The 24,810-nt window shown below is 75.2% G+C and carries 2 protein-coding genes (1 of these 2 running past the window's edge); both read right to left on the bottom strand.

Features of this window, described 5'->3' with window-relative positions:
• Positions 1–5,974: the 5' portion of an amino acid adenylation domain-containing protein gene (locus ACFYQ5_RS31155; RefSeq protein WP_389202406.1), read on the bottom strand. It extends 422 nt beyond the left edge of the window; only the first 5,974 of its 6,396 coding nucleotides appear in the window; its start codon is at positions 5,972–5,974; its stop codon lies off the left edge, out of view.
• Positions 5,971–24,810: an amino acid adenylation domain-containing protein gene (locus tag ACFYQ5_RS31150; protein ID WP_389202404.1), complete on the bottom strand. Its 18,840-nt coding sequence runs from the start codon at positions 24,808–24,810 to the stop codon at positions 5,971–5,973. The genes ACFYQ5_RS31155 and ACFYQ5_RS31150 overlap by 4 nt, the downstream gene beginning before the upstream one ends.

The following is a 24,810-nucleotide window of genomic DNA, read 5'->3' as shown; positions in this document are numbered from 1 at the left end:
GTTCGTCCTCCTGCGGGCGGGCCCCCGCCGCCGGGACCACGTAGCCGGTCAGCCGCCGGTCCCCCGGGCGGTCCTCGCGTACGACGGCTACCGCCCGGGCTACCGACTCCGCCGCGGCCAGGGCCTGCGCCACCTCGCCGAGCTCGATCCGGAAACCCCGCAGCTTCACCTGCTCGTCCATGCGGCGTATGTACTCCAGTTCACCGCCCGGCAGGCGGCGGACCAGGTCACCGGTGCGGTACATCCGCTCCCCCGGCTCCCCGAACGGGCAGGCCACGAACCGCTCGGCGGTCAGGCCGTGCTGTCCCAGGTAGCCGCGGGCCACTCCGGGTCCCGCGACGTACAGCTCCCCGGCCACGCCCGGGGGCGCCGGGGCCAGCCTCGGGTCCAGCACCATCGCGCGGACGCCGGTGAACGGGCGGCCGATCGGCACCGGCCCGTCGGGCACCAGGCCGCCGGGAGGGATCCGGTGCTCGGCGCAGTTGACGGTCAGCTCCGTGGGACCGTAGGCGTTGACGACCGTGGCGTGCGGGTGGGCGGCCCGCCAGTCGCGCAGGGCTCGCCCGTCGAGCGCCTCACCGCCCAGCACCAGGGTGCCTGCCTCCCCCAGCAGCCCCGGGCACCGCTCCAGCAGCGGCAGGTGGGACGGCGTCGCCTTGACGAGATCCACCCGGCTCGCCTCCGCCTTCCGGTCCATCTCCCCCAGTACGACGCAGCCTCCCGAGGCCAGGGGGGTGAACAAGGCGGTGGCGCTGAGGTCGAAGGTAAGCGGCGAGTGGAGCAGGGCCGTCCCCACCGCGTCCGGGTAGCGGTGGACGGCCCCCTCCACGTAGTCAGCCAGTGCTCGGCGCTCCACGCCCACGCCCTTGGGCCGTCCGGTGGAGCCGGAGGTGTAGACGACGTAAGCGAGCGCACGCGGGTGGCTCCGCACGGCCGACAGGGCGGGGCCGCCTGCGGCGGAGAAGAGCGGGTCCGCCAGGCCGAGCACCCTTGTGTCCGGCCCGCAGGACGGGGCGAAGGCGGTCCGGGCGGCGCCGGTGTCACCGGGAGCCAGCAGCAGGCGCGCTCCGGCGTCGGCGGTCACCTGCCGCCGCCGTTCGGCCGGCCACGCGTCGTCCACCGGCAGGTACGCGGCGCCGGACTTGAGCACTCCCAGCAGTGCGGCCACCACGTCCGGGCTGCGCGGGGCGACCACCGCGACCACATCCTCGGGTCCGATGCCGCGCCCGAGGAGCGCCCGGGCCACCGCACCCGCCTTCCGGTCCAGCTCGGCGTAGGTCAGCCGGCCGCTGTCCCACCGCAGGGCGGGGGCGTCGGGGGTGGTCGCCGCCCACCTCTCGAAGCGGGCCAGCGGTTCGTCCGCGCCTCCCTCGATCCAGGGTCCCCGGCTCTGCTCAAGCTCCAGCCGCGCCTCGTCGGGCAGGAGCACGTCCACCTCCCCCACCGGGGTGGCCGGGGCGGCGAGCACCTCGTCCAGCACCCGCAGCAGCCGGTCCACCAACCCTTGTGCGGTCGTGCGGCGGAAGAGGTCGGTGCTGTAGGTGAGCACTCCGGGCATGTCGCCGCCCTCCGGTCCGCCGGGGGCGAGCACGAAGGACAGGTCGACCTTCGCGCCGTCCCGTCGCGTGCGGACCGCTTCGGCGCGCAGTCCGGGCAGTTCGTCCGCCGCTGCCACGGCGTCGTCGAGGTTCTGCAGGACGAGGGAGACCTGGAAGAGCGGGTGGCGGGCAAGGGAGCGCTCGGGGGCGAGCACCTCGACCAGCCGCTCGAACGGCACGTCCTGGTGGGCGTAGGCGTTCAGGGCGGTGCCGCGCACCCGGTCCAGGAGCTGCCTGAAGGTGGGTGACCCGCTCAGGTCCGTGCGCAGCACCAAGGTGTTGACGAAGAGTCCGACGACCCCCTCCACCGCGCTGTCGGTGCGCCCGGCGACCGGGGTTCCCAGGGGGATGTCCGTGCCCGCTCCCATCCGGTGCAGCAGGACCGCCAGCGCGGCCTGGAGGACCATGAAGGCCGTGGTGCCGGTGGTCCCTGCCAGCTCCCGCAGCCGTTCGGCCGCCGCGGCCGGGACGGTGAACTCCAGGTCTTCGCCGCGGTGGGAGGAGAGGGCCGGGCGCGGCCGGTCGGCCGGCAGGGCGATCTCCGGCGGCAGATCGGCCAACTGCCGCCGCCAGTAGGCGAGCTGGTCCCCGAGCGGGCCGCCCTCCTCGTCGGGGCCACCGAGCACCCGGTGCTGCCACAGAGTGTGGTCGACGTAGTCGACGGGAAGCGGGGCGGGCGCGAAGTCCCCGCCGCGCACGCGGGCGGCGTACGCGGCGGCCATGTCCCGAGCGATGATCCGCAGCGACCAGCCGTCGGCCGCGATGTGGTGCACCACCAGGAGCAGCAGGTGGTCCTCCGGCTCCCCGCCGACGGACGGGTCCGCCGTGGCCGGGGACCGGGTGAACAGCCTGCACCGCAGGGGGAGGCCGGCCGTCAGGTCGAAGGGTTCGGCCACCGCCTCGTTCGCCGCCCGGAGCGGGTCGTCGACCGGCTCCGGGTCCAGGGGGAGCAGCCGGGCAGCCACCGAGGCGTCCTGGACGGCCTGGTGGGGGCCCTCCGCGTCCTCGCCGAACGAGGTGCGCAGACTTCCGTGCCTGGCCACCACGTCGAGGATCGCTCCGCGCAGCGCTGCCGTGTCGAGGCGCCCGACGAGGCGGAGTGCGAGCGGGACGTGGTAGGCGGCGCTGCCGCCCTGCATGCGGTGGAGGAACCACAGCCGCCGCTGGGCGAACGACAGCGGGATGCGGCCGGGCCGCTCGTGGACGCGGGAGACCGGCGGCCGGGCCGTCTCGGCCCGGGCGATCCTGGCGTACAGGGCCGCCACCGTGGAGTGTTCGAAGAGGTCTCGCACCGCCAGTTCGGCGCCGAGGGTGGTGCGCACCCTGCTGACCAGGCGGGTAGCGAGCAGCGAGTGGCCGCCCAGTGCGAAGAAGTCGTCGTCGATGCCGGCCGGGCGCACCCCGAGCACCTCCGCGAACAGGGCGAGCAGGATCGTCTCGTGCGGGCCGCGGGGAGCGCGCGCCCGTGCCGTGGCGCTCCGGTCCGGCGGGGGCGGCAGCGCGGCGCGGTCCCGCTTGCCGTTCCCGGTCAGCGGCAGCTCGTCCAGCACCACCAGCGCCGAGGGCACCATGTACGAGGGCACCTTCAGCCGCATGTGGTCCAGGACCGCGCCGGTGTCGGGCACCGTGTCGCCGGGTACGACGTATCCCACCAGGCGCGGCCCGGCGGGCCCGCCGTCGTGCACGGTGGCCGCCGCCTGCCCGACGTCGGGGTGGGAGGCCAGCGCGGCCTCCACCTCCCCCAGCTCCACCCGGTGCCCGCGCACCTTCACCTGATCGTCGGCCCGTCCGACCATGTCGATCTCGCCGCCGGGGCGCCGGCGCCCGAGGTCGCCGCTGCGGTACATGCGTGCGCCCGGCGCGCCGAAGGGGTCGGCGACATAGCGCTCGGCCGTGGTCTCCGGGCGCCTCCAGTAGCCGCGGGTGACGTGGTCCCCGGCGATGTACAGCTCCCCCACCACTCCCTCGGGCACCGGGCGGAGCCAGGGGTCGAGGACGTGAATCCGCACGCCGGGCAGCGGTCGGCCGATGGGGGGCGCGCCGTCCTCGGTTCCGTCCAGGAACCGAGCGGTCACGAAGACCGTCGTCTCGGTCGGACCGTAGAGGTTGGCTACGCGGGCCTGCGGGAAGGCGGCGCGCAGGGCCTCGGCCAGCGGGGCGGGGAAGGGCTCGCCGGCGCAGAGGAAGGTGTCGACGGCGAGCGGCGCGCCGCGCTCCAGGAGCGCTTGCAGGGCCGAGGGGACGGCGTTCAGCAGGGAGGGATCGCCGCCGGTCCGGTCGGCGACGGCCAGCGTGTTCTCCACGATCTCGATGCGGCCGCCGACGAGCAGCGGGATGAGGGTGTCGAAGACCGACACGTCGAAACTCTCCGAGGTGGCGGCCACGGTGCGGTGCAGCCGGTCGGCGCCGAGTCCGGTGGCGGCCCAGGACAGCAGTGCGGTCACCTGGGCGTGTTCGACCGCGACCCCCTTGGGCCGGCCGCTGGAGCCGGAGGTGTGGAGGATGTAGGCGAGGTGGCCCGGCAGCAGCGGCCCGGAACGTTCGGCGTCGGCCGGGGCGACCGGGTCGTAGCGGTCGAGCAGTGCTTCGCTCAGGACGACGCGCTCGACGCCGCTCGGTTCGCTCTCGGGCCGGTCTTGCGCTCCGGGGGTGGCATGCCGGGCCCGGGTGGCTTCGGCGGCGGGGTCGGTGAGCAGGCAGACCGGTGCACTCTCGCGGAGGATGAACGCGGCGCGCTCCTTGGGCAGCGAGGCACTCACCGGGACGTAGCAGCCGCCCGCCTTGAGGACGCCGAGGATGGCGACGGGCAGCCATGCGTTCCGGGTGACGGTGAGGGCGACCCGGCTCTCGGGCCCGACCCCTCGGTCTTTCAGCAGGCGTGCCAGCCGGTTGGCGCGGGCGTCGAGTTCGGCGTAGGTGAGTTCCCGGCCGCCGGCCAGGACGGCGGGGGCAGTGGGCGTCGCGCGCACCTGCGCCTCGAACAGCGCCACGATCGTGGACGGGGGGCTTTCCGGGGCGGCGGCGCGCGCCGGTGGTCGCGGCGCCTGCTCCGTGGCGGGGACGGCGAGCGCGGCGGTCGGGGTGGCGGGGGCGCTGTGGACGGCGGCCAGGGCGCCTGCCAGCAGGCCCGCCGCGTGCCGTGCGGTGTCGCCGTCCACCGCGTCGGGACGGTGGTCGAGTCGCAGGCGGAGCGCCGGGCCGGGCAGCGCGTAGAGGGAGAGAGGGAAGTGGTTCGTGGTGATCCCGGAGCCCCCCTCGACGCGCAGGCCGGCGTGATCGGAGGAGCTGACGGCGGCGAGGTCGTCGGCGGGGTAGTTCTCGAACGCCGTGGAGGTGTCGAAGAGCACGGCCTGGTCCGACCAGCGCTGGATGTCGGACAGTCTGACGTGCTGGTGCTCCATGAGGACGGTCTGTTCGCGCTGGAGCCGGACGACGAGGTCGCCGACCGGCTCGCCCGGCCGCAGCCGCACACGCATCGGCACCGTGTTGATGAAGAACCCGACCATGTCCTCGGCGCCGGGCAGTTCCGGCGGCCGCCCCGAGACGGTCGTTCCGAAGACGACGTCGTCGCGGCCGGTGAGGCGGCCGATCACGCTCGCCCAGGCGGCCTGCACCGCCGAGTTGACCGTCACGCCGTGGGCGCGCGCCCACGCGGTGAGGGCACGGGTGTCCCGTTCGTCCAGCCCGGTCCACACCTGTCGCGGCAGCGGGCCGTTACGGTCGGCGCCCGGCGCGATCAGGGTGGGGCCGGTGAGCTCCGCCAGCGCCTGCCGCCAGGCGCGGGCGCTCTGCTCGGGCGGGCGCCGGGCCAGCCAGTCGAGGTGGTCGCGGTGCGGGCGGACCGGCCGGAGTGCGGAGGGGTCGCCCCCGCTGCCGTACAGCGCGACCAGTTCCCTCATCAGGATGGGCATCGACCAGCCGTCGAGGATGAGGTGGTGGTAGGTCACCGCCAGTTGGTGGCGGTCCTCCCCGGTCCTGGCCAACAGGAACCGCAGCAGGGGCGGCCGGCCGAGATCGAATCCGCTTCGGTGGTGCTCGTCCAGGAGCACCTCCAGATGCTTGTCCGCCTCCGCCGGGCTCCCCGCGGACCGCAGGTCCAGCTCTTCCCAGGGCACCGCGGGGCGGGAGGCGACCAGTTGGAACCACTCCCCCGAGCGCCGCTGCCGGAAGGCCGAGCGCAGCGCCGGGTGGCGTCGCACCAGCGCCTGGGCGGCCTGCCTCAGCCGATCGGCGTCCAGGTCTCCGGAGAGGGCCAGGACCAGCCGGCTGATGTAGGCGTCGGGGACGTCCTCGTCGAAGACCGCGTGGAAGAGCAGCCCTTCCTGGAGCGGAGTGACCGCGAGGACCTCCTCGACCATGCGCTGCGGTCCGCTCACTGCATTTCCTCCCAGTCCGCGCCGAGCTCGTCCTCCAGCTCGGCGAGTTCATCGACGCTGATGGGCCGTGGGGCGGCGCCGGGGCCCGGCCGGTCGCCGGCCGGTCCCTGCTCCGGTTCCCTGTCCTCCAGGGCCGCCGCCAGCGCGGCCACGGTGTGATATTCGAAGACGTCGCGGGTGGTCAGCGGCAGCCCCTGTTCGCGTGCGCGGCTGACGAGCCGGACGGACAGGACGCTGTCGCCGCCCAGGCCGAAGAAGCTGTCCTGGACGCCCACCCGGCCCAGTCCCAGCAGCTCGGCGAAGAGCCGGCAGAGCAGCTCCTCCCGAGGCGTGCTCGGCGGGCGGCGGCCGGCCGCGCCCGCCGGGTCGGGGTCCGGCAGCGCGGCCCGGTCCACCTTCCCGTTGGCAGTCAGCGGAAGGGTGTCAAGGACGACGACGGCAGAGGGCACCATGTAGTCCGGCAGCCGTTCGGCCAGGTGGGTACGGAGTTCGGCGGCCAGTTCGCGGTGGTGCAGCGCGGCGGACGGGTCGTTCGTCCACGGCCGGTCCGCGGCCGGCTCGTACGGCCACAGCTCGGCCGGTGGCGCCACCTCCGCAGCGCCGTCCCCGCTCGCCGGGGCCAACACCAGGTCCACGGTGTCCGGCGGCCCCTCGGCCGACCAGGTCACCCAGGCGGTGCGCCCGGCCGCCGCCGCGATGGCGTACAGGTCCTCCGGGTCCACTCCGTCGACGGGGCCCTCCAGCAGCCGCCGCACCGCGGCGACCGGCCTCCCGTCCTCCAGGGCTGCGAGGGCGGCCGTCTCGCGCCGCACGCGGGCGTTGGGGATCGCGGTGACGCGCAGTGCGCCGTGGTGCGCCGCGCAGACCTCGGCCAGCCGCGCCCGGTCGCCGACCTCCCGCGCCCAGCGCATCTCGGTGGCCGTGGGCGCGGCGGGGGGCACGGCCCCGGCCTCCGGCTTGACCAGGAGGACGTCGTACCGGTAGCGCGTCAGTTCGTTGAACGGCCTCCCGCGCCGGATGCGCACGTCCAGGACGAGCGGTTCGCCGATCGTCCGCCGCAGCCGTGCGTAGAAGTCGGGGGCGACGACGAGTTCGTTCTCCACGGCCGTCCGGCGATCGGCGGCGGCCAGCACCGCGCCGGGGGCGTCGTCCACGGCGGCGTCGCCGGTCTCCACCGAGGCGCGGAAGGCACGCAGCAGCGCCAGGCTGCGGACGTCGCCGACGAAGAGCCGTCCGCCGGGCTCCAGCAGGTCGAGCGCGCCGCGCAGCACCCGGGTGAGGTAGTCGGCGTCGGGGAAGTACTGGACGACGGAGTTGAGCACGATGGTGTCGTAGAAGCCCCGGCGCAGGCCGGTGAAGTCGTGTGCCGGGCGGACGTGGAGCTCCACCTTCTCCTTCAGCGCGGGTTCGGCGCCGACCTGCTCGCGCAGCGTCTCGATGGCCCGTGCGGACAGGTCGGTCCCGTGGTAGGCGGTGCAGTCCGGCACCAGCTCCGACAGCAGCAGTCCGGTGCCCACCCCTATCTCCAGCAACCGCGCGGGCCGCAGCGCCCGGATGCGGTCCACCGTGGCCGCGCGCCACTGGAGCATGTCGTCCAGGGGGATGGGCCGCCCGTCGTAACTGCTCTGCCAGATCCCGAAGTCCTGGCCGAGGACAGCGGGTGCGGAACCGCTGTAGAGGGTGTCGTAGGCCTCCCGCCACTCGTCGAGCCGGGACCGCTCCCGGCTCTCGTCGTGGTCGGCGCGGTGGGGCTCGGGGACCACATAGGCCACCAGCCGCTGCGGGGACGGGCGGTCGGCGCCGTCTCCCGGCGCGGGGGCCGCACCGGGCGCGCCGCGGGCGACCACGACCGCCCCGGAGACGTTCCCGTGCGCGCCGAGAGCCGTCTCGATCTCGCCCAGTTCGATGCGGAAGCCGCGGATCTTGACCTGGTGGTCGGTGCGCCCGAGGAACTCCAGCTCCCCGTCCGCGCGCCGGCGGACCAGGTCGCCCGTGCGGTACATCCGGTTGCCCGGCGCACGGAAGGGGTCGGCGGTGAAGCGCTCCGCGGTCAGGTCGCCGCGTCCCAGGTAGCCGCGGGCCACGCCGGCGCCGGCCAGGTAGAGCTCGCCGGGGACGCCCTCGGGGAGCGGGTTCAACCACTCGTCCAGCACGTAGGCGCGGGTGTTGCGCAGCGCCCGGCCGATGGGCGGGGCGCTCCCGGTGACCCGGTCGAGGTGGGCGGCGGTGGACCAGATGGTGGTCTCGGTGGGCCCGTACACGTTGACGAGTTCGCCGCCCAGATCGCGCAGACGGGACGCCAGGGACGCGGGAAGCGCCTCCCCGCCCACCAGCTTGCGCAGTCCGCGCAGTGCGTCGGGGGCGGTCTCGGCCAGCAGCTGCCAGGTGGTCGGAGTGGCTTGGAGAATGGTGGCACCGCTCGCGGTGAGCAGCGCCGCCAGCTCCTCCGGGTCCCGTGCGGCGCCGCGGTCGGCCAGGACCAGTTCGGCGCCGCTGACCAGCGGGAGGAACAGCTCCAGAGCGGCGATGTCGAAACTGACCGTGGTGACCGCCACCAGCCGGTCGCCGGTGGTGGGGCGCAGCCGGTCCCGCATGTCGGCCAGCAGGTTGGCGAGGTTGCCCCGGCTGACGACCACGCCCTTGGGGCGTCCCGTGGAACCCGAGGTGTGCAGCACGTACGCGGCCTGGTCGGGCAGCGGGGCGGGCGCCTCGGGCACGGGTCCTGTGCCGTGTGCGGCGTCGGCCGCGAGGACGACGACGGCGCCGCCGGCGGCCGCGGCCCCGGTGATCGCGGGGCGGCAGTCCGCCGTGGTGAGCAGTGCCGCCGGGCGGGCGTCGGCCAGGATCGCGGCGATGCGCTCGTCCGGGTGCTCGGGGTCCAGCGGTACGTAGGCGGCGCCGGCCCGCAGGACTCCGAGCAGGCAGGCCACCAGGTCGGTGGTGCGCGGCAGGCACACCGCGACCCGGCTCTCGGGGCCGACGCCGTGCCCGGCCAGCGCTGCCGCCACCCGGCCGGCCCGCTCGTCGAGCTCGGCGTAGGTGCAGCTGTCCCCGGCGCAGCGGACCGCCACCGCGTCCGGCGCGGCGGTGGCGCGGAAGAGGCCGACCAGGTCCTCGGCCGGGCCTGCGGCGGCGTCGTCCCACTCGGCCGCCAGCCTGCCGCGTTCCGCCTCGTTCAGCACCGGCATCCGGCTGAGCCGCGTCGTGGGGTCCTCGACGACGGCCAGAAGCAGGTCGTGGTAGCGCTCGGTCAGCCGGGCGACGGTTCGGGCGTCGAAGAGGTCGGTGGCGTACTCGACGGCGCCCTCGACGGCGGTCGCACCGTCGACCGGGTTCCGGGACTCGAACAGGTTCACGAAGAGGTCGTACTTGGCCGCCACATGGGCGGGGCGCTCCACGGTGACCTCCAGGCCCGGCATGACGGCCTCGCCCCGCTCGTTGTTCTGGAGGGCCAGCAGCACCTGGAAGACGGGGTGCCGGGAGAGGGAGCGGGTGGGGTTGAGCGCCTCCACCAGTTGCTCGAACGGTATGTCCTGGTGGGCGAAGGCGGACAGGTCCGCCTCCCTGACACGGTCGAGCAGCTCTTCGAACGTGGGGTCGCCGCTGAGGTCGGTCCGGAGCGCCAGGGTGTTGACGAAGAAGCCGACGAGGTCGTCGACCGCCTCGTCGCCGCGGCCGGCGACCGGGGCTCCCAGGATGATGTCCCGGCCGGCCCCCAGTTTGGCGAACAGCGCCGCGAGACCCGCCTGCAGGGCCATGAACAGGGTCGCCTGCCGGGAGTGCGCCAGCGCGCTCAGCCGGTCCCGCAGCGGGGCCGGCAGGGTGAAGCGGTGGATCGCGCCGCGGTGGCTCTCCATCGCGGGTCGCGGCCGGTCGGTGGGCAGCGCGATCTGTTCCGGCGCCCCCTCCAGCGCGTCGCGCCAGAAGGTGAGCTGGCGGGCGAAGAGGCTGTCGGGGTCGTCCGCCTCGCCGAGCAGGTCCTCCTTCCACAGGGTGAAGTCGGCGTACTGCACCGGCAGTGGCCGCCATTGCGGGGCGCGGCCCTCCAGGCGTGCGGTGTAGGCCGTGCTCAGGTCGCGGGCGAGCGGGGCGAGGGACCAGCCGTCCCCGGCGACGTGGTGCAGGACCAGGGAGAGCACATGGGCGGTGGGCCCGGTGCGCAGCAGTGTGGCCCGCAGCGGGAGGTCCTCGGTCAGCGTGAACGCGTGTCCGCAGGCCTCGGCGAGGGCGGCGGGCAGCTCCTCCTCGGTGACGTCCACGACGGCCGGTGCGGGCGCGGCCTGTTCGGGCGCGACCACACGCTGGTGGGGGGCGCCGTTCTCGGCCGGGAAGACGGTGCGCAGCGCCTCGTGCCGGGCCACCACGTCCGCCAGTGCGGCGCGCAGGGCGTCGACGTCCAGGGGGCCGCGCAGCCGCAGGGCGAGCGGGATGTTGTAGGTGGCGCTCGGTCCTTCCAGCTGCCCGAGGAACCACAGCCGGCGCTGGGCGGAGGAGAGCGGGACACGGTGCGGCCGCCGTTGCGGGACCAGGCGAGGCCGTCCGGTCCCGGCGGCGTCCAGCCGTCGGGACAGCGCGGCGGGTGTGGGCGCCTCGAAGAGCGTGCGGATGCCGATCTCCACCCCCAGCACCGACCTGATACGGCTGATGAGCCGGACCGCCGACAGGGAGTGGCCGCCCAGGGCGAAGAAGTCGGCGTCCCGGCTGACCTCCTCGGTGCCGAGGACGTCGGCGAAGGCCGCGCAGAGCGCCTCCTCCCGCGGTCCGGCCGGAGCGCCGCCGGTGGCCCGTACCGCCCGGTCCGGGGCGGGCAGCGCCCCTCGGTCCAGCTTGCCGTTGGGGGTCAGCGGCAGGGCCGGCAGCAGCACCACGGCGGCGGGGACCATGTAGCCGGGCAGGGCGTCGGCCAGGTGGGCGCGCACCTCGTGCGGGTCGGGGTCGGCGTCCGCCGCCGGTACCGCGTAACAGACCAGGTACCTGTCGTCCGGTCCTTCCCCGTGCACGGCCGCCGCCGCCTGGCCGATGTCCGGGTGACGCCGTGCGGCGGCCTCGATCTCGCCGGGCTCGATTCGGTAGCCGCGCAGTTTGACCTGGGCGTCGGACCGGCCGACGTAGTGAAGGCCGCCGTCCGGGGTGCGCCGGACCAGGTCTCCGGTCCGGTACATCCGCCCGCCGGCGTCGGACGGGTCGGCGACGAAGCGGGTGGCCGTCAGGCCGGGACGCCGGCGGTATCCGCGTGCCAGGCCGGGGCCGGCGACGTACAGCTCGCCCACGACGCCTGGCGGCACGGGGATCAGCCCTTGGTCGAGCACGTGGGCGCGCAGGTCGTTCAGGGGGGAGCCGATCGGGCTGCCGCCGCGCTCCACAGCGGCGTCGTCCAGCTCCAGGTGGGTGACGTGCACGGTCGTCTCGGTGATCCCGTACATGTTGACCAGGCGGACCGGGCGGCCCCGCCAGGGGGCGAGCTGGGCGGTGTCCAGCGCCTCCCCGCCGAAGACGACGTACCTCAGCGCGTCGGTGGTCTCCGCTGGGACGCCGCGCTCGGTCTCCGCCCGCAGGAGCTGGAGGAAGGCCGAGGGCGTCTGGCTGAGCACCGTGACGCGTTCGCGGCCCAGCAGCTCCAGGAAGTCGCCGGGGGATCTGGCCACGTCGTGCGGGACGACGACCAGCCGGCCACCGTGCGCCAGGGCCCCCCACATCTCCCACACCGAGAAGTCGAAGGCACTGGAGTGGAAGAGCGTCCAGACGTCGTCGCGCCCGAAGTCCACGGCCGCGCGGCAGGCGGCCAGCAGCCGCGAGACGTTGGCGTGGCTGACGACCACGCCCTTGGGCCGCCCGGTCGAGCCGGAGGTGTAGACGGTGTAGGCGGGGTGGTCGGGGAGCAGGGGCGCCCGGCGGTCGGCGTCGGTGACCGGCGCCGTCGGCAGCCCGGCCGCCGCGGCCCCGGTCGGGGACGGGTCGAGCAGCAGCCACGGGACCTCGTCGGCCGCCTCGCCCAACGTGCCGTGCAGGGCCTCCCGGACGGCGGTCGTGGAGAGCACCGCGGCCGGCCGGCAGTCGTCGAGGATGTAGGAGGTGCGCTCGGCCGGGTGGTCGGGGTCGATGGCGAGGTAGGCGGCGCCCGACTTCAGCACGGCGAGCACGGCCACCACCAGGTCCGCCGAGCGGGGTACGGCCAGGGCGACGAAGTCCTCCGGCCCCACGCCGAGTTCCAGCAGTGCGCGGGCCGAGCGGTTGGACCGTGCGTCGAGTTCCGCGTAGTCCAGGGTCGTCCCGCCGTCGGTGAGGGCGGGAGCGGAGGGCGTACGCCCGGCCCAGGCGGCGAACAGCGTGGGCAGGTCTGTGACGGCGGTCGTGGCCCGTGCCCGTGCGGCGGCGGCGGACTCGGCCAGCTGCCGGCGCTCCTCGCCGGTGGTGACGTCGAGCTGTCCCAGTCGCAGCCCGGGCTCGCGCGTCACCGTGCGCAGCAGCGCCACGAACCGCTCAGCCAGGGCGTGTGCGGTCGCGCGGTCGAACAGGTCGGGGCGGTAGCGCAGGGTCGCGTCGAGTTCCGTTCCGTCCGCGGGCGCGGCGGGGCCGGTCTCGTTGAAAGTCAGTTCGAGGTCGGTGTGGGCGGTTCCCTCGGCGGTCGGCAGCAGCTCCGCGCACACACCCGTCAGGTCCAGGAGGTGGTCCAGCGCGCCATGGGCCGCGTTGTCGAAGGTGAGCATCGTCTGCACGAGCGGGTGCCTGCTGGGTGAGCGGGCGGGGTTGACCGCCTCCACCAGCCGCTCGAAGGGCACGTCCTGGTGGGTGTACGCCCGCAGGTCGATCTCGCGCACCCGGTCCAGCAGCTCGGCGAAGGCCGGGTCGCCGGAGGTGTCCGTGCGCAGGACCAGGGTGTTGACCAGGAAGCCGACGAGGTCGGCGGTCTCGGGCCGGTCGCGGCCCGCCGAAGGGGTGCCCACGGGGATGTCGGAGCCGGCGCCGAGCCGGTGCCACAGGGCGGCCAGGGCGGCGTGGAGGACCATGAACGGGGTGGCCCGGTGACGGGCCGCCAGCGCCCGCACGTCCCGGTACAGTCCGGCGTCGACGCGGAAGCCGATCCGCTCGGCGTAGCCGGGGGGCGTCGTCGGCCGCGGCCGGTCGTAGGGCAGCGGAAGCTCGTCGGGCAGTCCGCGCAGCTCCTCGGCCCAGTGGGCGACCCGATGGTCCACGGGGTCGCCGGCGTCCTCCCCGGAGCCCGGCGCGTGGTGCTGGCGGAGCACGTGGGCGGCGGGGCTCGGTGCAGGGGCCGGCCACCGGGGCGCGTCACCGGCGGCGCGAGCGCGGTAGGCGGTGGCCAGGTCCCGGGCCAGCGGCCCCATCGACCAGCCGTCGGCGGCGATGTGGTGGATGACCAGGAGCAGGACGTGCTCGTCTTCCGGGAGCGCGAAAAGGGTGTGGCGCAGCGGGGTGTCCTCGGCCAGGTCGAAGGGCTGGCGGACGGCTTCGCGCACCAGCGCGTCGAGTTGCCGCGCGGAGGTGGGGACGGTGGCCGGGGTGGACGGGGCCCCTGCGGACAGCACGACCTGGTGCGGCCCCTCCTCGTCCTCGCGGAAGACCGTGCGCAGGCTCTCGTGCCGGGCGGTCAGGTCGCCCAGTGCCGCGTGCAGGGCGCCGACGTCGAGGTCGCCGGTCAGTCGCAGCGCGACGCTGATGTGGTAGCCGCCGGCCTCCCTGTCGTAGCGGTTGAGGAACCACAGCCTGCGCTGGGCGGGGGACAGGGGCAGGCGCTCGGGCCCGGCCGGCGGCTCACGGTCCGGCACGGACTCCGCCGGGCGTCGCGGTGCGCCGGGGACCTCGCCGTGTGTGAGCTGTGCGGCGATCTGCGGATCGGCCAGGAGGTCTTTGACGGTGCGGTGGTCGAAGATCGTCCGGATGTCCAGCCGCAGTCCCAGTTCGGCCCGGATGCGGCCCGCGAGCCGGACGGCCAGCAGGGAGTGGCCTCCCAGGACGAAGAAGTCGTCGTCCAGGGTGGCTCCGGGCACGCCGAGCACCTCGGCGAACAGGGCGCACAGGGCGGTCTCCGCGGCGGTGCGCGGCGCCCGTCCGGCGGAGTCGGCGCCGTACTCGGGCGCGGGCAGCGCCCTGCGGTCGAGCTTGCCGTTCTCGGTGCGCGGCAGCTCCGGCAGGACCACGATCGCGGCCGGGACCATGTACTGCGGCAGCGACGCCGCGAGGTCGCGCAGCGCGGCCGCCGGGTCGAAGCCCGCCTCCGGTCCCCCTTCGGGAACCACGTAGCCCGTCAGCCTCCTGTCCCCCGGCTCGTCCTCGCGCACGACGACGGTGGCGCGGGCGACGTCGGCGCGGGCGGCGAGCGCGGCCTCCACCTCTCCCAGCTCCACCCGGAAGCCGCGCACCTTGACCTGGTCGTCGGTGCGGCCCAGGCACTCCATGATCCCGTCGGGCCGCCAGCGTCCCAGGTCCCCGGTGCGGTACATCCGGGCACCCGGGGCGTCGAACGGGCAGGGCAGGAAGCGTTCGGCAGTCAGGCCGGGCCGGCCGTGGTAGCCGCGGGCCACGCCGACGCCGGAGACGTAGATCTCCCCGACGACACCGACCGGCACGGGCTGGAGCAGGTGGTCGAGGACGAACATGTGGTTGCCGGGCAGCGGACGGCCGATCGGCAGCAGGCCGTCCGGCACCTCGTCACCGGGCTCGAAGAGCAGGTCGGAGCAGTTGACGCTGGTCTCCGAGGGCCCGTAGTCGTTGAAGACCCTGGCCTGCGGGTGGCGTACGCGCCAGCGCTTCAGTGTCTCGCCGGTGAGCGGTTCGCCGCCGAGCACGAGCGTGCCGGGGCGTTCCCCGGTGACGTCGAGGACACCGGGCAGCTCGTCCAGGAGGGCGACGTGCGAGGGCGTGCCCTTGACGAAGGTGACGCCGGCGCCCTGGGCGTGTTCGTCCATCTCCGCGAGGAGGAGGGTCCCGCCGGAGATCAGCGTGGTGAACAGGGCCGTCACCGTGAGGTCGAACGCCACCGGGGAGTGCAGCAGCGACACCCCGGCCGAGTCCGGGTAGCGGTCGCGGGAGCGGACGGCGTGTGCGGCCAGCGAACCCCGGCTGATGGACACGCCCTTGGGGCGGCCGGTGGAGCCGGAGGTGTAGAGGACGTAGGCGAGGGTGTCGGCTCCGACCGGGCGGGGCCGCTCCCGGTCGGTCGGCCTCCCCTTCGGGGCGCGGGCCAGTTCGTCCGCGGGCCCGGGCAGATCGACGCAGAGGATCTGCCGCCCCGGCGCCTCGGGCACGAGGTGGGCGTGGGCGGAGGTGGTGAGGACGAGGGCGGGGGAGCCGTCGGTGAGGAGCAGTCCGATCCGTTCGGCCGGGTAGTCCACATCCACCGGCAGGTACGCCGCACCGGCCTTGAGCGCTCCCCACAGGCCGGTGAGCAGGTCGGCGCCGCGTGGGAAGACCAGGCCGACCAGGTCCTCGGCACCGAGCCCCCGGGCGATGAGGAAGCGTGCCATGCGGTTGGCGCGCGCGTCGAACTCGGCGTAGGTCAGGCTGAGTCCGCCGTCGCCGCCCTCGATCAGAGCGAGGGCGTCCGGGGTGCGGGCGACCTGCTCCTCCAGGAGGGCGACGGGGCACTCCCGTGCGCTCGCGGCCTCACCGCGCGCCCAGTCGCCCAGCAGCGTGGCGTGTTCGCGCGGGAGCAGGACGTCCAGCCGGCCCGCCGGGGTGGCGCCGGATGTCGCCATGGTGTCGAGCACCTGCTCGAACCGCGCCGCCAAATCCTCCACCCACTGGGTTGCGAACAGGTCGGGGCGGTAGATGAAGCGGAGCTGGAGGTCAGGGGCGGGGCCGACAGTGACGCTGAGCGGGTAGTGGTTGCTGTCGTGGCCGCGAGCCTCGTGCAGCCGGAGCCCGTCACCGCCGCCGAGGCCGGCGGCGGGGTCCAGCGGGTAGTTCTCGAAGACGAGCGTGGTGTCGAAGAGGTCGCCCGCCCCCAGCCGGTGCTGCACCTGCGCCAGGGGGACGAACTGGTGGTCCAGCAGGGCGACCTGCTCCCGCTGCACACGCCGGACGAGTGCTTCCAGCGGTTCTGCGGGGTCCAGGACGACGCGTACCGGCACGGTGTTCATCAGCAGGCCGACGATCTCCGCCGAGCCGGGCAGGTCGGTGGGACGGCCGGAGGCGGCGATGCCGAAGCTCACGTCGTCCCGACCGGTGAGCCGGCCCAGGAGGAGCCCCCACGCCGTCTCGACCGCCGAGTTGAGCGTGACGCCCAGCCGCCGGGCCCAGGCGGTGAGGCGGGAGACGACCTCCGGGTCCATGGTGCGGTGGTACGGAAGCGGCGCCGATCCGTCGCGGGGGGCGTCCGGGGCGATCAGCGAGGGCTGGAGCCCGGCGAGCGCCCGCGTCCACGCCTCGCGGGCCGCGTCGCCGTCCTGCCCGTCGAGCCAGGCGAGGTAGTCGCGGTACGGCCGCGCGGCAGGCAGGGCGGCGCCGTCGTCCGTCCCGTACAGCGCCATGAGGTCGCGCACCACCAGCGGCAGCGACCAGCCGTCCAGTATCAGGTGGTGGTTGGTCAGGGCGAGGACGTGCTGGTCCGCCGCCATCCGCACGAGCAGGAAGCGCACGAGCGGCGGCCGTGAGAGATCGAACCGGCCGGTGCGCTGCCCGGCCAGCAGCCCGTCCAGACGTCGCTGCCTCTCCTCCCCGGCCACTGCGGACAGGTCGTGCTCCTCCCAGTGCACCGGCACCCGTGCGGCGATCGCCTGGCTCCACTCGCCGGAACGGCGCTGGAGGAAACCCGCGCGCAGCGCGTCGTGCCGGTCGAGGACTCCCTGGGCGGAGTCCCGCATACGGGCGCTCGACAGCGCCCCGTGGAGCTCCAGCGCCAACTGGCCGACGTAGACGTCCTCCGCCTCGTCGTCGAAGGTGCTGTGGAAGAGCAGCCCCTCCTGGGCGGGCGCGAGTCCGAGCAGGTCGGCGATCTCGAAGTCCGCCGCCGCCTCGCACTCCTCGATCTCGTCCTGGTCCAGATCGCCTGCGCCGGTCTCCGAGGGGATCAGGCCGGTGCCCCCGGCGGTGCCGGCCAGGGCGACGAGCTCGCGCAGCGCTTTCTCCCACTCCCGCGCCAGCGCACTCTGCTCCGCCTCGGACAGGGACCGGGCGGAGGCGTTCCACCGTGCCGCGAGGACCGGCCCCCGCGGGCCGTCCTCCAGGACGACGGTCAGCTCCACCTCGTGCGCGAGCGGCAGCTCGGGCGGCTGCGGGACGACGCTGTGACCCGCGAACGCCCAGGCCCCGCCAGGGTCCGTACCGCCGTCGGCGAGGGCTTCGGCCACGGCCACCCGCCCGAGGTAGTTGAAGCCGAACTGCGGGCGGGGCAGCTCTCGGCCGCCCTCCCCCGAGGAGGGCGCCGCACCGCCGTGGCGGAGCGGGTCGTGGCCCGGCCCGGCGTCCAACACGGTGCGCAGCCGCTCCTTGGTCTCCTTCAGCAGCCGTGCGGCCCCGGCACCGGGCCGCAGGCGCACCGGGTGGACGGAGGTGAACCAGCCGACAGTGCGGGACAGGTCGATGCCCGGCAGGAGCACGTCCTGCCGGCCGTGGCTCTCGGTCTCCACCACGAACACGAGCCGGCCGCCCAGCACCCGCGACGCGGCCAGCGCGTATCCGGCCAGCAGCAGTTCGCCGGGCTCCGCGCGGAGTGCCGCCGGCGCGGTGCGGACGAGCGCGTCGGTCAGGTCGGGCGGCAGCCTGTGCGCGGTCTCACGCGCCGAGCCGTGGGTGTCGGCGTCGGGGTCGAGCCGCGTCTCCAGGGCGACCACCTCGCCGTCCGGGTCCCCCAGCCCCGCCGGCGTCTCTCGCCAGGAGGGAAGCCGGCCGGTCATGACGGCCTCGGTGGCGCCTCCGGTGATCCGGGTGGCCCATTCCCGCAGGGAGGTGCCTTCCGGCGGCATGGGAGCACTTCCGGAGGGGGAGGCGGCCGTACTCCAGGCATGGCGGAGGTCGTCCGCCAGGATGCGCCAGGAGACGCCGTCCACGCTCAGGTGATGGGCCACCAGCACCAGCAGGCCGCCCCGGTCCGGGCCCCGGTCCAGCCAGGCCGCGCGCAGCACGGCTCCCGTGCTCGGGTCGAGGCCGTCCCGTGCGTGCCGGGCCTCCCGCGCCACCGCCTCCCGCAGCGCCGCGTCCCCGAGCCCCGCGGCGTCCCGGCAGCGCAGCAGGTCCGCAGCCGCGACCGACCCCGGTTCGTCCACCACCAGGCCGTCCGGCGATCCGTCCCGGTCCCTGGCGGCCCGCAGGCGCAGCGCCCCATGGTGGTCGATCACCGTCTGCAGCACACGCCGGACGTCGTCCGCTCCCGCGTTCGCGGGAGTGGTGAGGACCACCGACTGGTGGAAGCGGTCGGCGCCGCGGGCGCGCATCGAGCCGGTCCTGGCGACGAGCCGCGCCGCGGCCGGGACGTAGGGCAGCGGCCCGCTCGGGGCAAGCCCCTTCGGCGCGGGCCGCCGGTCCGCGTCCCCGGCCGGTCCGGCGGGCCGGGCCACGGCGGCCAGACCGGCGACCGTGGGGTGCTCGAAGACGTCGCGCACGGTGAGGTGCAGCCCGGCTCTGCGGGCGCGGCCGACGAACTGGATGCTGACGATGCTGTCGCCCCCCAGCGCGAAGAAGCTGTCCTCGACGCCGGCCTCGGGCACTCCGAGCACCTCGGCGAAGAGGGCGCACAGCAACTCTTCCCGCGGCCCGTGCGCCGCGCGGCGGCCCGCGTGGCGGCCGAAGTCGGGCGCCGGAAGGGCCCGGCGGTCGAGCTTGCCGTTGGGGGTGAGCGGCAGGGCGTCCAGCTCCACGAGTGCGGCGGGCACCATGTGGTCGGGCAACCGGACGCGCAACCGCTGCAGGAGGGCGGCCGGTTCGGCAGTCCCGCCGACGACGTAGCCGACCAGGCGGGCGGGGGCGGCCGTCTCCCCCAGCTTCCGGTCCGGACCGCCGAAGAGGGCGACGGCAGCCTCCCGGACGCCGGGGAGGTCCAGCAGCGCGGCCTCCACCTCGCCGGGCTCCACTCGGAAGCCGCGCACCTTCAGCTGGGCGTCGGCCCGGCCCTCGTAGACCAGTTCGCCGTCGGCGGTCCACCGCATCAGGTCCCCGGTGCGGTACATCCGCTCCCCCGGTCGCCCTTGTGGGCAGGCGACGAACCGTTCGGCGGTGGCAGCCGGCCTGCCGCGGTATCCGCGGGCGACGCCGGGCCCGCAGACGTACAACTCGCCCGTCACGCCCGGAGCGACCGGGCGGAGGCGGGCGTCGAGCAGCAGCACCCGCACGCCCGCCACCGGCCGGCCCACCGGTACGGGTCCCGAAGGCGCCTTGGCGTCCGGGGCGAGCCTGGACTCCAGGCAGTTGACGGTGGTCTCGGTGGGCCCGTAGCTGTTGAAGACGGTGGTGCCGCTGTGGCGGGTCCGCCAGCGGTCCAGCCGTGCGCCGAGGAGTTGCTCGCCCGCCAGGACGACCGTTCCGGGGGCCGCGGAGCCACCGAACTCCTCCAGCAGCGCCAGGTGGGAGGGCGTGGCCTTGACGAAGGCCGGGCACTCCCGCTCCCACTTGGCGATCCCCGTCTCGTCGAGGTCCCCCACCTGGATGCGACCGCCGGCGACCAGCGGACCGTAAAGGGAGACGACCGTGAGGTCGAAGGCGACCGGGGAGTGCAGCAGACAGGCGCCCCGCAGCGCGTCCCCGTACGCGTCGACGGCGCGCTCGACGAACGCGTCCAGCGCGTCCCGCGTCACGACGACGGCCTTGGGGCGGCCCGTCGATCCCGAGGTGTAGATCGTGTACGCGGCGTTCCCCCCGGCCACCGGCCGCACCTGGCCGGTCCCGTCCTGCGGGAGGGGGGTGCGGCCCGCCAGCTCGGTCTCGGCGTCCTCCTCGCCCAGGATCAGCACGGCGCACCCGGTCTCCCCGGGGAGCGTGCGAAGCCGCGCTGTGTCGGTCACCAGCAAGGCCGGGGCCGAGTCCGAGAGGGCCCAGCTGTTGCGGTCCGCCGGGTGCCCGGCGTCGAGCGTGAGATAGGCGGCGCCGGCCCGCAACACCCCCAGCAGGGTGGCGACCAGCTCCGCGCCGCGGGGCAGGAGCACGGCGACGAGATCCTCGGCGCCGACGCCCCGGGCAGCCAGGGCGCCGGCCAACCGGTCGGCGCGGGCGTCGAGTTCGGCGTAGCTCCAGACCCGTCCGGGCTCGATCAGCGCGGGCGCCCCGGGCGTGCGGGCCGCCTGGGCGGCGATCCTCCCGGCCACCGATCCGGGGCGGCGGCCCCGGTTTCGGGGCTCGCCGGTTCCCCACTCACGCACGAGGCGGTGCTCGGCGGCACTGAGGACGTCGATGGCCCCGACGGGCCGGGCGGGGTCGGCTGCCATCGCGGTCAGCACGTCGAGCAGCCGCTCGGTGAGCCGGCGCGCGCCGGCGGCGTCGAAGAGGTCGGCAGCGTAGACGAGCGCTCCTTCCAGTGCCCGTTCCCGTCCGTCGCGGTGGGTGAAGTGCCAGGAGAGGTCGAACTTCGTCCCGCCGGAGTCCACCGTCTCGATCCGGCTGGTCAGTCCGTGGAACCGGGCCCGGTCCCGGCCCTGTTCGGCGCCGTTGAGGACCAGCATCACCTGGAAGAGGGGGTGCCGTGCGGTGGAGCGCACGGGGTTGACCGCGTCCACGACCCGGTCGAACGGCACGTCCTGGTGGGCGAAGGCTTCCAGGTCGCCGTCCCGCGTCCGGACCAGCAGCTCGGCCACGGTCGGATCGCCCGAGACGTCGGTGCGCAGGACGACGGTGTTGACGAAGCAGCCGACGAGTTCGTCGAGTGCCTCGTCCGGGCGGCCGGCTACCGGCGTGCCCAGGGGGATGTCCGGGCCTGCTCCCATGCGGCTGAGCAGGATGGCGATCGCGGTCTGCAGCACCATGAACGGGGTGGCCCCCACGCTCCCGGCCAGCTCCGCCAGCCGGGCGTACAGGGCGGACGGCACCTCGAACCGCGCGGCCCCGCCCCCGCGGACCGGCTCCTGCGCGCGGGGCCGATCGGCGGGGAGCCGGATGTGGTCCGGCAGCCCGGTCAGGGCCCGGCGCCAGTAGCCGATTCCCTCGGCCTGCGCGGCGGCGTCCTCCTGGCTCCGCTGCTCCCACAGCGCGAAGTCGGCGTACGTCACCTCTGACAGCGGGAGGACGGGGGCCCGCCCCGCGAGCCGGGCCGTGTAGGCCGCGGACAGGTCCCCGATCAGGGGCCCCAGCGACGCACCGTCTGCGGCGATGTGGTGGACCAGCAGCAGCAGTACGTGCTCCCGCTCGGCGGTGCGGTAGAGCCGGGCGCGCACCGGTAAGTCCCGTGCGAGGTCGAAGACGTGGCCCGCGGCCGAGCGCAGCTCCCCGGCGAGCCCCTCGGGGGTGACGTCGCACACCGGCAGCGGAAGGCGGTGGCCGCCGGGGGGCGCGATGTACTGCTCGGGTGCGGCCGCCGCCGCCCCGGCGGCGCCTTCTGCTGCGGGCCGGACGGTGGTCCGGAGCGTCTCGTGCCGGTCTACCACGTCGCCCAGCGCGGCGTGCAGCGCGGGGACGTCCAGCGGTCCGTCCAGGCGCAGGACAGTCGGGATGTTGTAGGCGGCCGAGGCCCCGTGGAGTTCGTCGATGAACCACAGACGGCGCTGCGCGGCCGACAACGGCACCCGCTCCGGGCGCGGCCGGACCGGGCGGACACGGTCGCCCGTCAGCACCCCGTCGCCGAGTTCCTCCGCGAGGCGGGCCACGGTCGGGGACCGGAAGACCTCCCGTACCGTGACTGCCTTGCCCAGCCGGCTGCGGATGCGGCTCGCCAGCCGGGCGGCCAGCAGGGAATCGCCGCCCAGGGCGAAGAAGTCGTGGTCGGCGCCGACCTCCCCGACGCCCAGCACCTCGGCGAAGAGCGCGCACAGGGCCTCCTCGCGGGCGTCGCGCGGCGCCCGCCCCCCGGCCGGGGACGGGCCGCCGGGTGCCGGCAGCGCCGCGCGGTCCACCTTGCCGTTGGCCGTGCGCGGGATCTCCGCCAGCGCCACCAGGGTCGAGGGGACCAGGTGCGCGGGCAGTCGGGCGGCGAGCGCCGTCCGCCAGCGCTCGACGTCCGGTCCTTCCCCGGAGCCGTCCCCGTGCGCGGAGTCGGGCACCAGGTAGCCGATGAGCCTGCGGTCGCCCGGTCGTTCCTCGTGCACGGTCACCAGGGCCTGCGCGACTCCGTCGAGTTCGGTGAGGGCCGCCTCCACCTCGCCCGGCTCCACCCGGAAGCCCCGGATCTTCACCTGGTCGTCCACCCGGCCGATGAACCTCAGCACAGTGCGGCTCTCGCCGGGCACCCGGCGCACCAGATCCCCGGTCCGGTACATCCGCTCGCCCGTCCCGGTGTGCGGATCGGCGACGAATCGGGCGGCCGTGAGGCCGGGACGGCGCAGGTAGCCGCGGGCCAGGCCCCTGCCGCTCAGGTAGAGCTCTCCCGTCACCCCGTCGGGCACAGGTTTCAGCGCGGCGTCCAGGACGTAGGCGTCCACGCCCGCCTCGGTGTTCCCGATGTCCGGCACCCGGTCGCCTCCGGCCGCACAGCGCCCGGAGGTGGCCTGAACGGTCGCCTCGGTCGGCCCGTAGACGTTGAACATCCTCCGGCCGGGCGCCCAGCGGGCGATCAGCGAGGGCGGGGGCTGCTCGCCGCCCGTGACCAGGTCGGTCAGGTCGGGGAAGTCGCCGGGGGGCACCGTGGCCAGCACGGCGGCCGGGGCGAGGGCCGTCGTGACGCGCCGGTCGCGCAGGAACGCCGCCAGCTCGTCGCCGGCGAGTCCGTGCGGCGGGAGGACGAGGCAGCTCCCCGACGTCAGCGCCATCGCGAGTTCGGCGACCGCGACGTCGAACCCGAGGGCCGCGAGCTGCGCCACCCTGGAACCGGGGCCCAGCCGGTAGCGGTCGATCTGCTCCGCCGCCAGGGCGGCGATGCCGGTGTGGGTCACCACGACCCCCTTGGGCCGCCCGGTCGAGCCGGAGGTGTGGACGACGTACGCCGGCAGGTCCACCGGCAGGGCCCCGGGCGCCGGCACATCGGCCTCGGCGCACCACACCCCGGCATCGAGGAGGTCGTCGGCCGACACCCGGGCGCAGCCGTCGACGGCAGGCGCCGTCCCGGCCCCGCCGACCAGCAGGGCGGGGCGGGCGTCGCGCAGCAGGAACCCGATGCGTTCCGCCGGGTACTCCGGGTCGATGGGGAGGTAGGCGCCTCCGGCTCGCTGGACTCCGATGATCAGCGCCGCCAGCTCGCTCCCCCGCGGCACCGCGAGGGCGACGATGCTCTCCGGCCCCACGCCCCGCGCGGCCAGCCGCCGGGCCACCCTGTCGGCGTGGGCGTCGAGTTGGGCATATGTCCACGTGGTGCGGTCCGAGGCGACCGCCGGGGCGTCGGGGGTGCGGGCGACCTGCCGGGCGAAGAGTTCGGGCAGGGTCCGGGCGTGGAGGCCCCGTCTCGGGCTCCGCCCGGAGGCCAGCACCCCGGCCTCTTCCTCCGCTCCGAGCAGGCGGGTCCGGCCGATCGGGGCGTCAGGGTCTTCGCCCGTGCGCGTCAGGAACTCCGCCAGCCGTGCGGCCAGCGAAGCCACCGCGTCCGCCGAGTGGAGCGAGGGGTTGGCGGCGACGGTGATCTCCAGCTCCCGGCCGTCCCCGGGGGTGCCGAGCAGGTTGACGACCAGGTCCTCGACCGGTCCGGCCGACAGCTGGTGCACCGGTGCCAGGCAGTCGCCGAAGTCCAGCACCGGGGCGAAGGCCATGATGTTGACGAGGGTCGTGGCCGGCGGGGCGCCGTGCGGGGGGAGTCCGAGCGCACGGCCGATGTCCTCGGTGCGGTGGCGCTGGTGGCGCACCGTGGTGCTGATCTCGGCCGCGGTCCGGTCCAGCAGCGCGGCGAACGGCATGCCCTGCCGCACCCGGAGCCGGAGCGGTACGACGTTGGCCAGCATCCCCGGTGTGCGCACCGCGGCGGGTGTCACCCTGGCGGTGACCGGGAAGCCGATGACGACCTCCTCTCCCGGCGCGAGACGGCTCAGGAAGGCGGCCACCGCGGCCGTGGCGAACACCGGCCAGGGGCGGCCGCTCTTGTCCGCCTTCAAGCGCAGTGCGGTGGTTTCGGCCTCGGACACGCGCACCGTACGGCGCAGCTCGCCGGGCATGGCGGGCGCGGTGGCGTCGGCGAGGCTGGTGGGGCGCGGGAGGTCCGCGAAGCGTGTCCGCCAGTGGTCGGCGTCCGCGCGGTGGCGGGCGGAGCGCCGGTAGGCGTGGTCCTCCTCGACGAGGCGGGTCAACGGCGCGAAGGTGCAGGGGGGCGGTTCCTGGCGGGCGCGCAGCGCGCGGTACACCTCCGCGAGCCGGTCCAGGTAGAGCGCGGCGCCGTACCCGTCCAGGGCGAGGTGGTGGTAACGCAGGTGCAGGACGGCGCGGTGCCCGTCGAGCGGGATCAGCGTGTGCCGACAGGTGTCGCCGGCTGCGAGGTCCCAGGGTTGCGCTCGCTCCCGGTCCATCCAGTCCAGGACTTCTGAGCGGGACCGGTCGTCCCCGCGCAGGTCGGCGCGGAAGAGGCGTGTCTGCGTGCTCGGCGGCCGGGCGAGCACGTGTTGCTCCAGCGCGCCGTCCCCGTCCTCCTCGAAGGCGGTGCGCAATGCCTCGGTGTCGGCGACCGCACGGCGGATCGCCTCGCTCAGCACCTCCTCCGCCACGTGGTCGAGTTCGAGGTAGAGGCCGCAGGTGTAGAGCCTGTCGTCCGAGCGCAGACGCTGTGCCGTCCAGATCCCGGACTGGGCCGAGGTGGCGGCCACACGGTGTGCCTGGGACTCCAACAT

Source organism: Streptomyces sp. NPDC005794 (assembly GCF_042871445.1).
Taxonomy (GTDB): Bacteria; Actinomycetota; Actinomycetes; order Streptomycetales; family Streptomycetaceae; genus Streptomyces.
The sequence above is the reverse complement of the archived record's forward strand: the minus strand, read 5'-3'. Positions and strand labels throughout refer to the sequence as shown.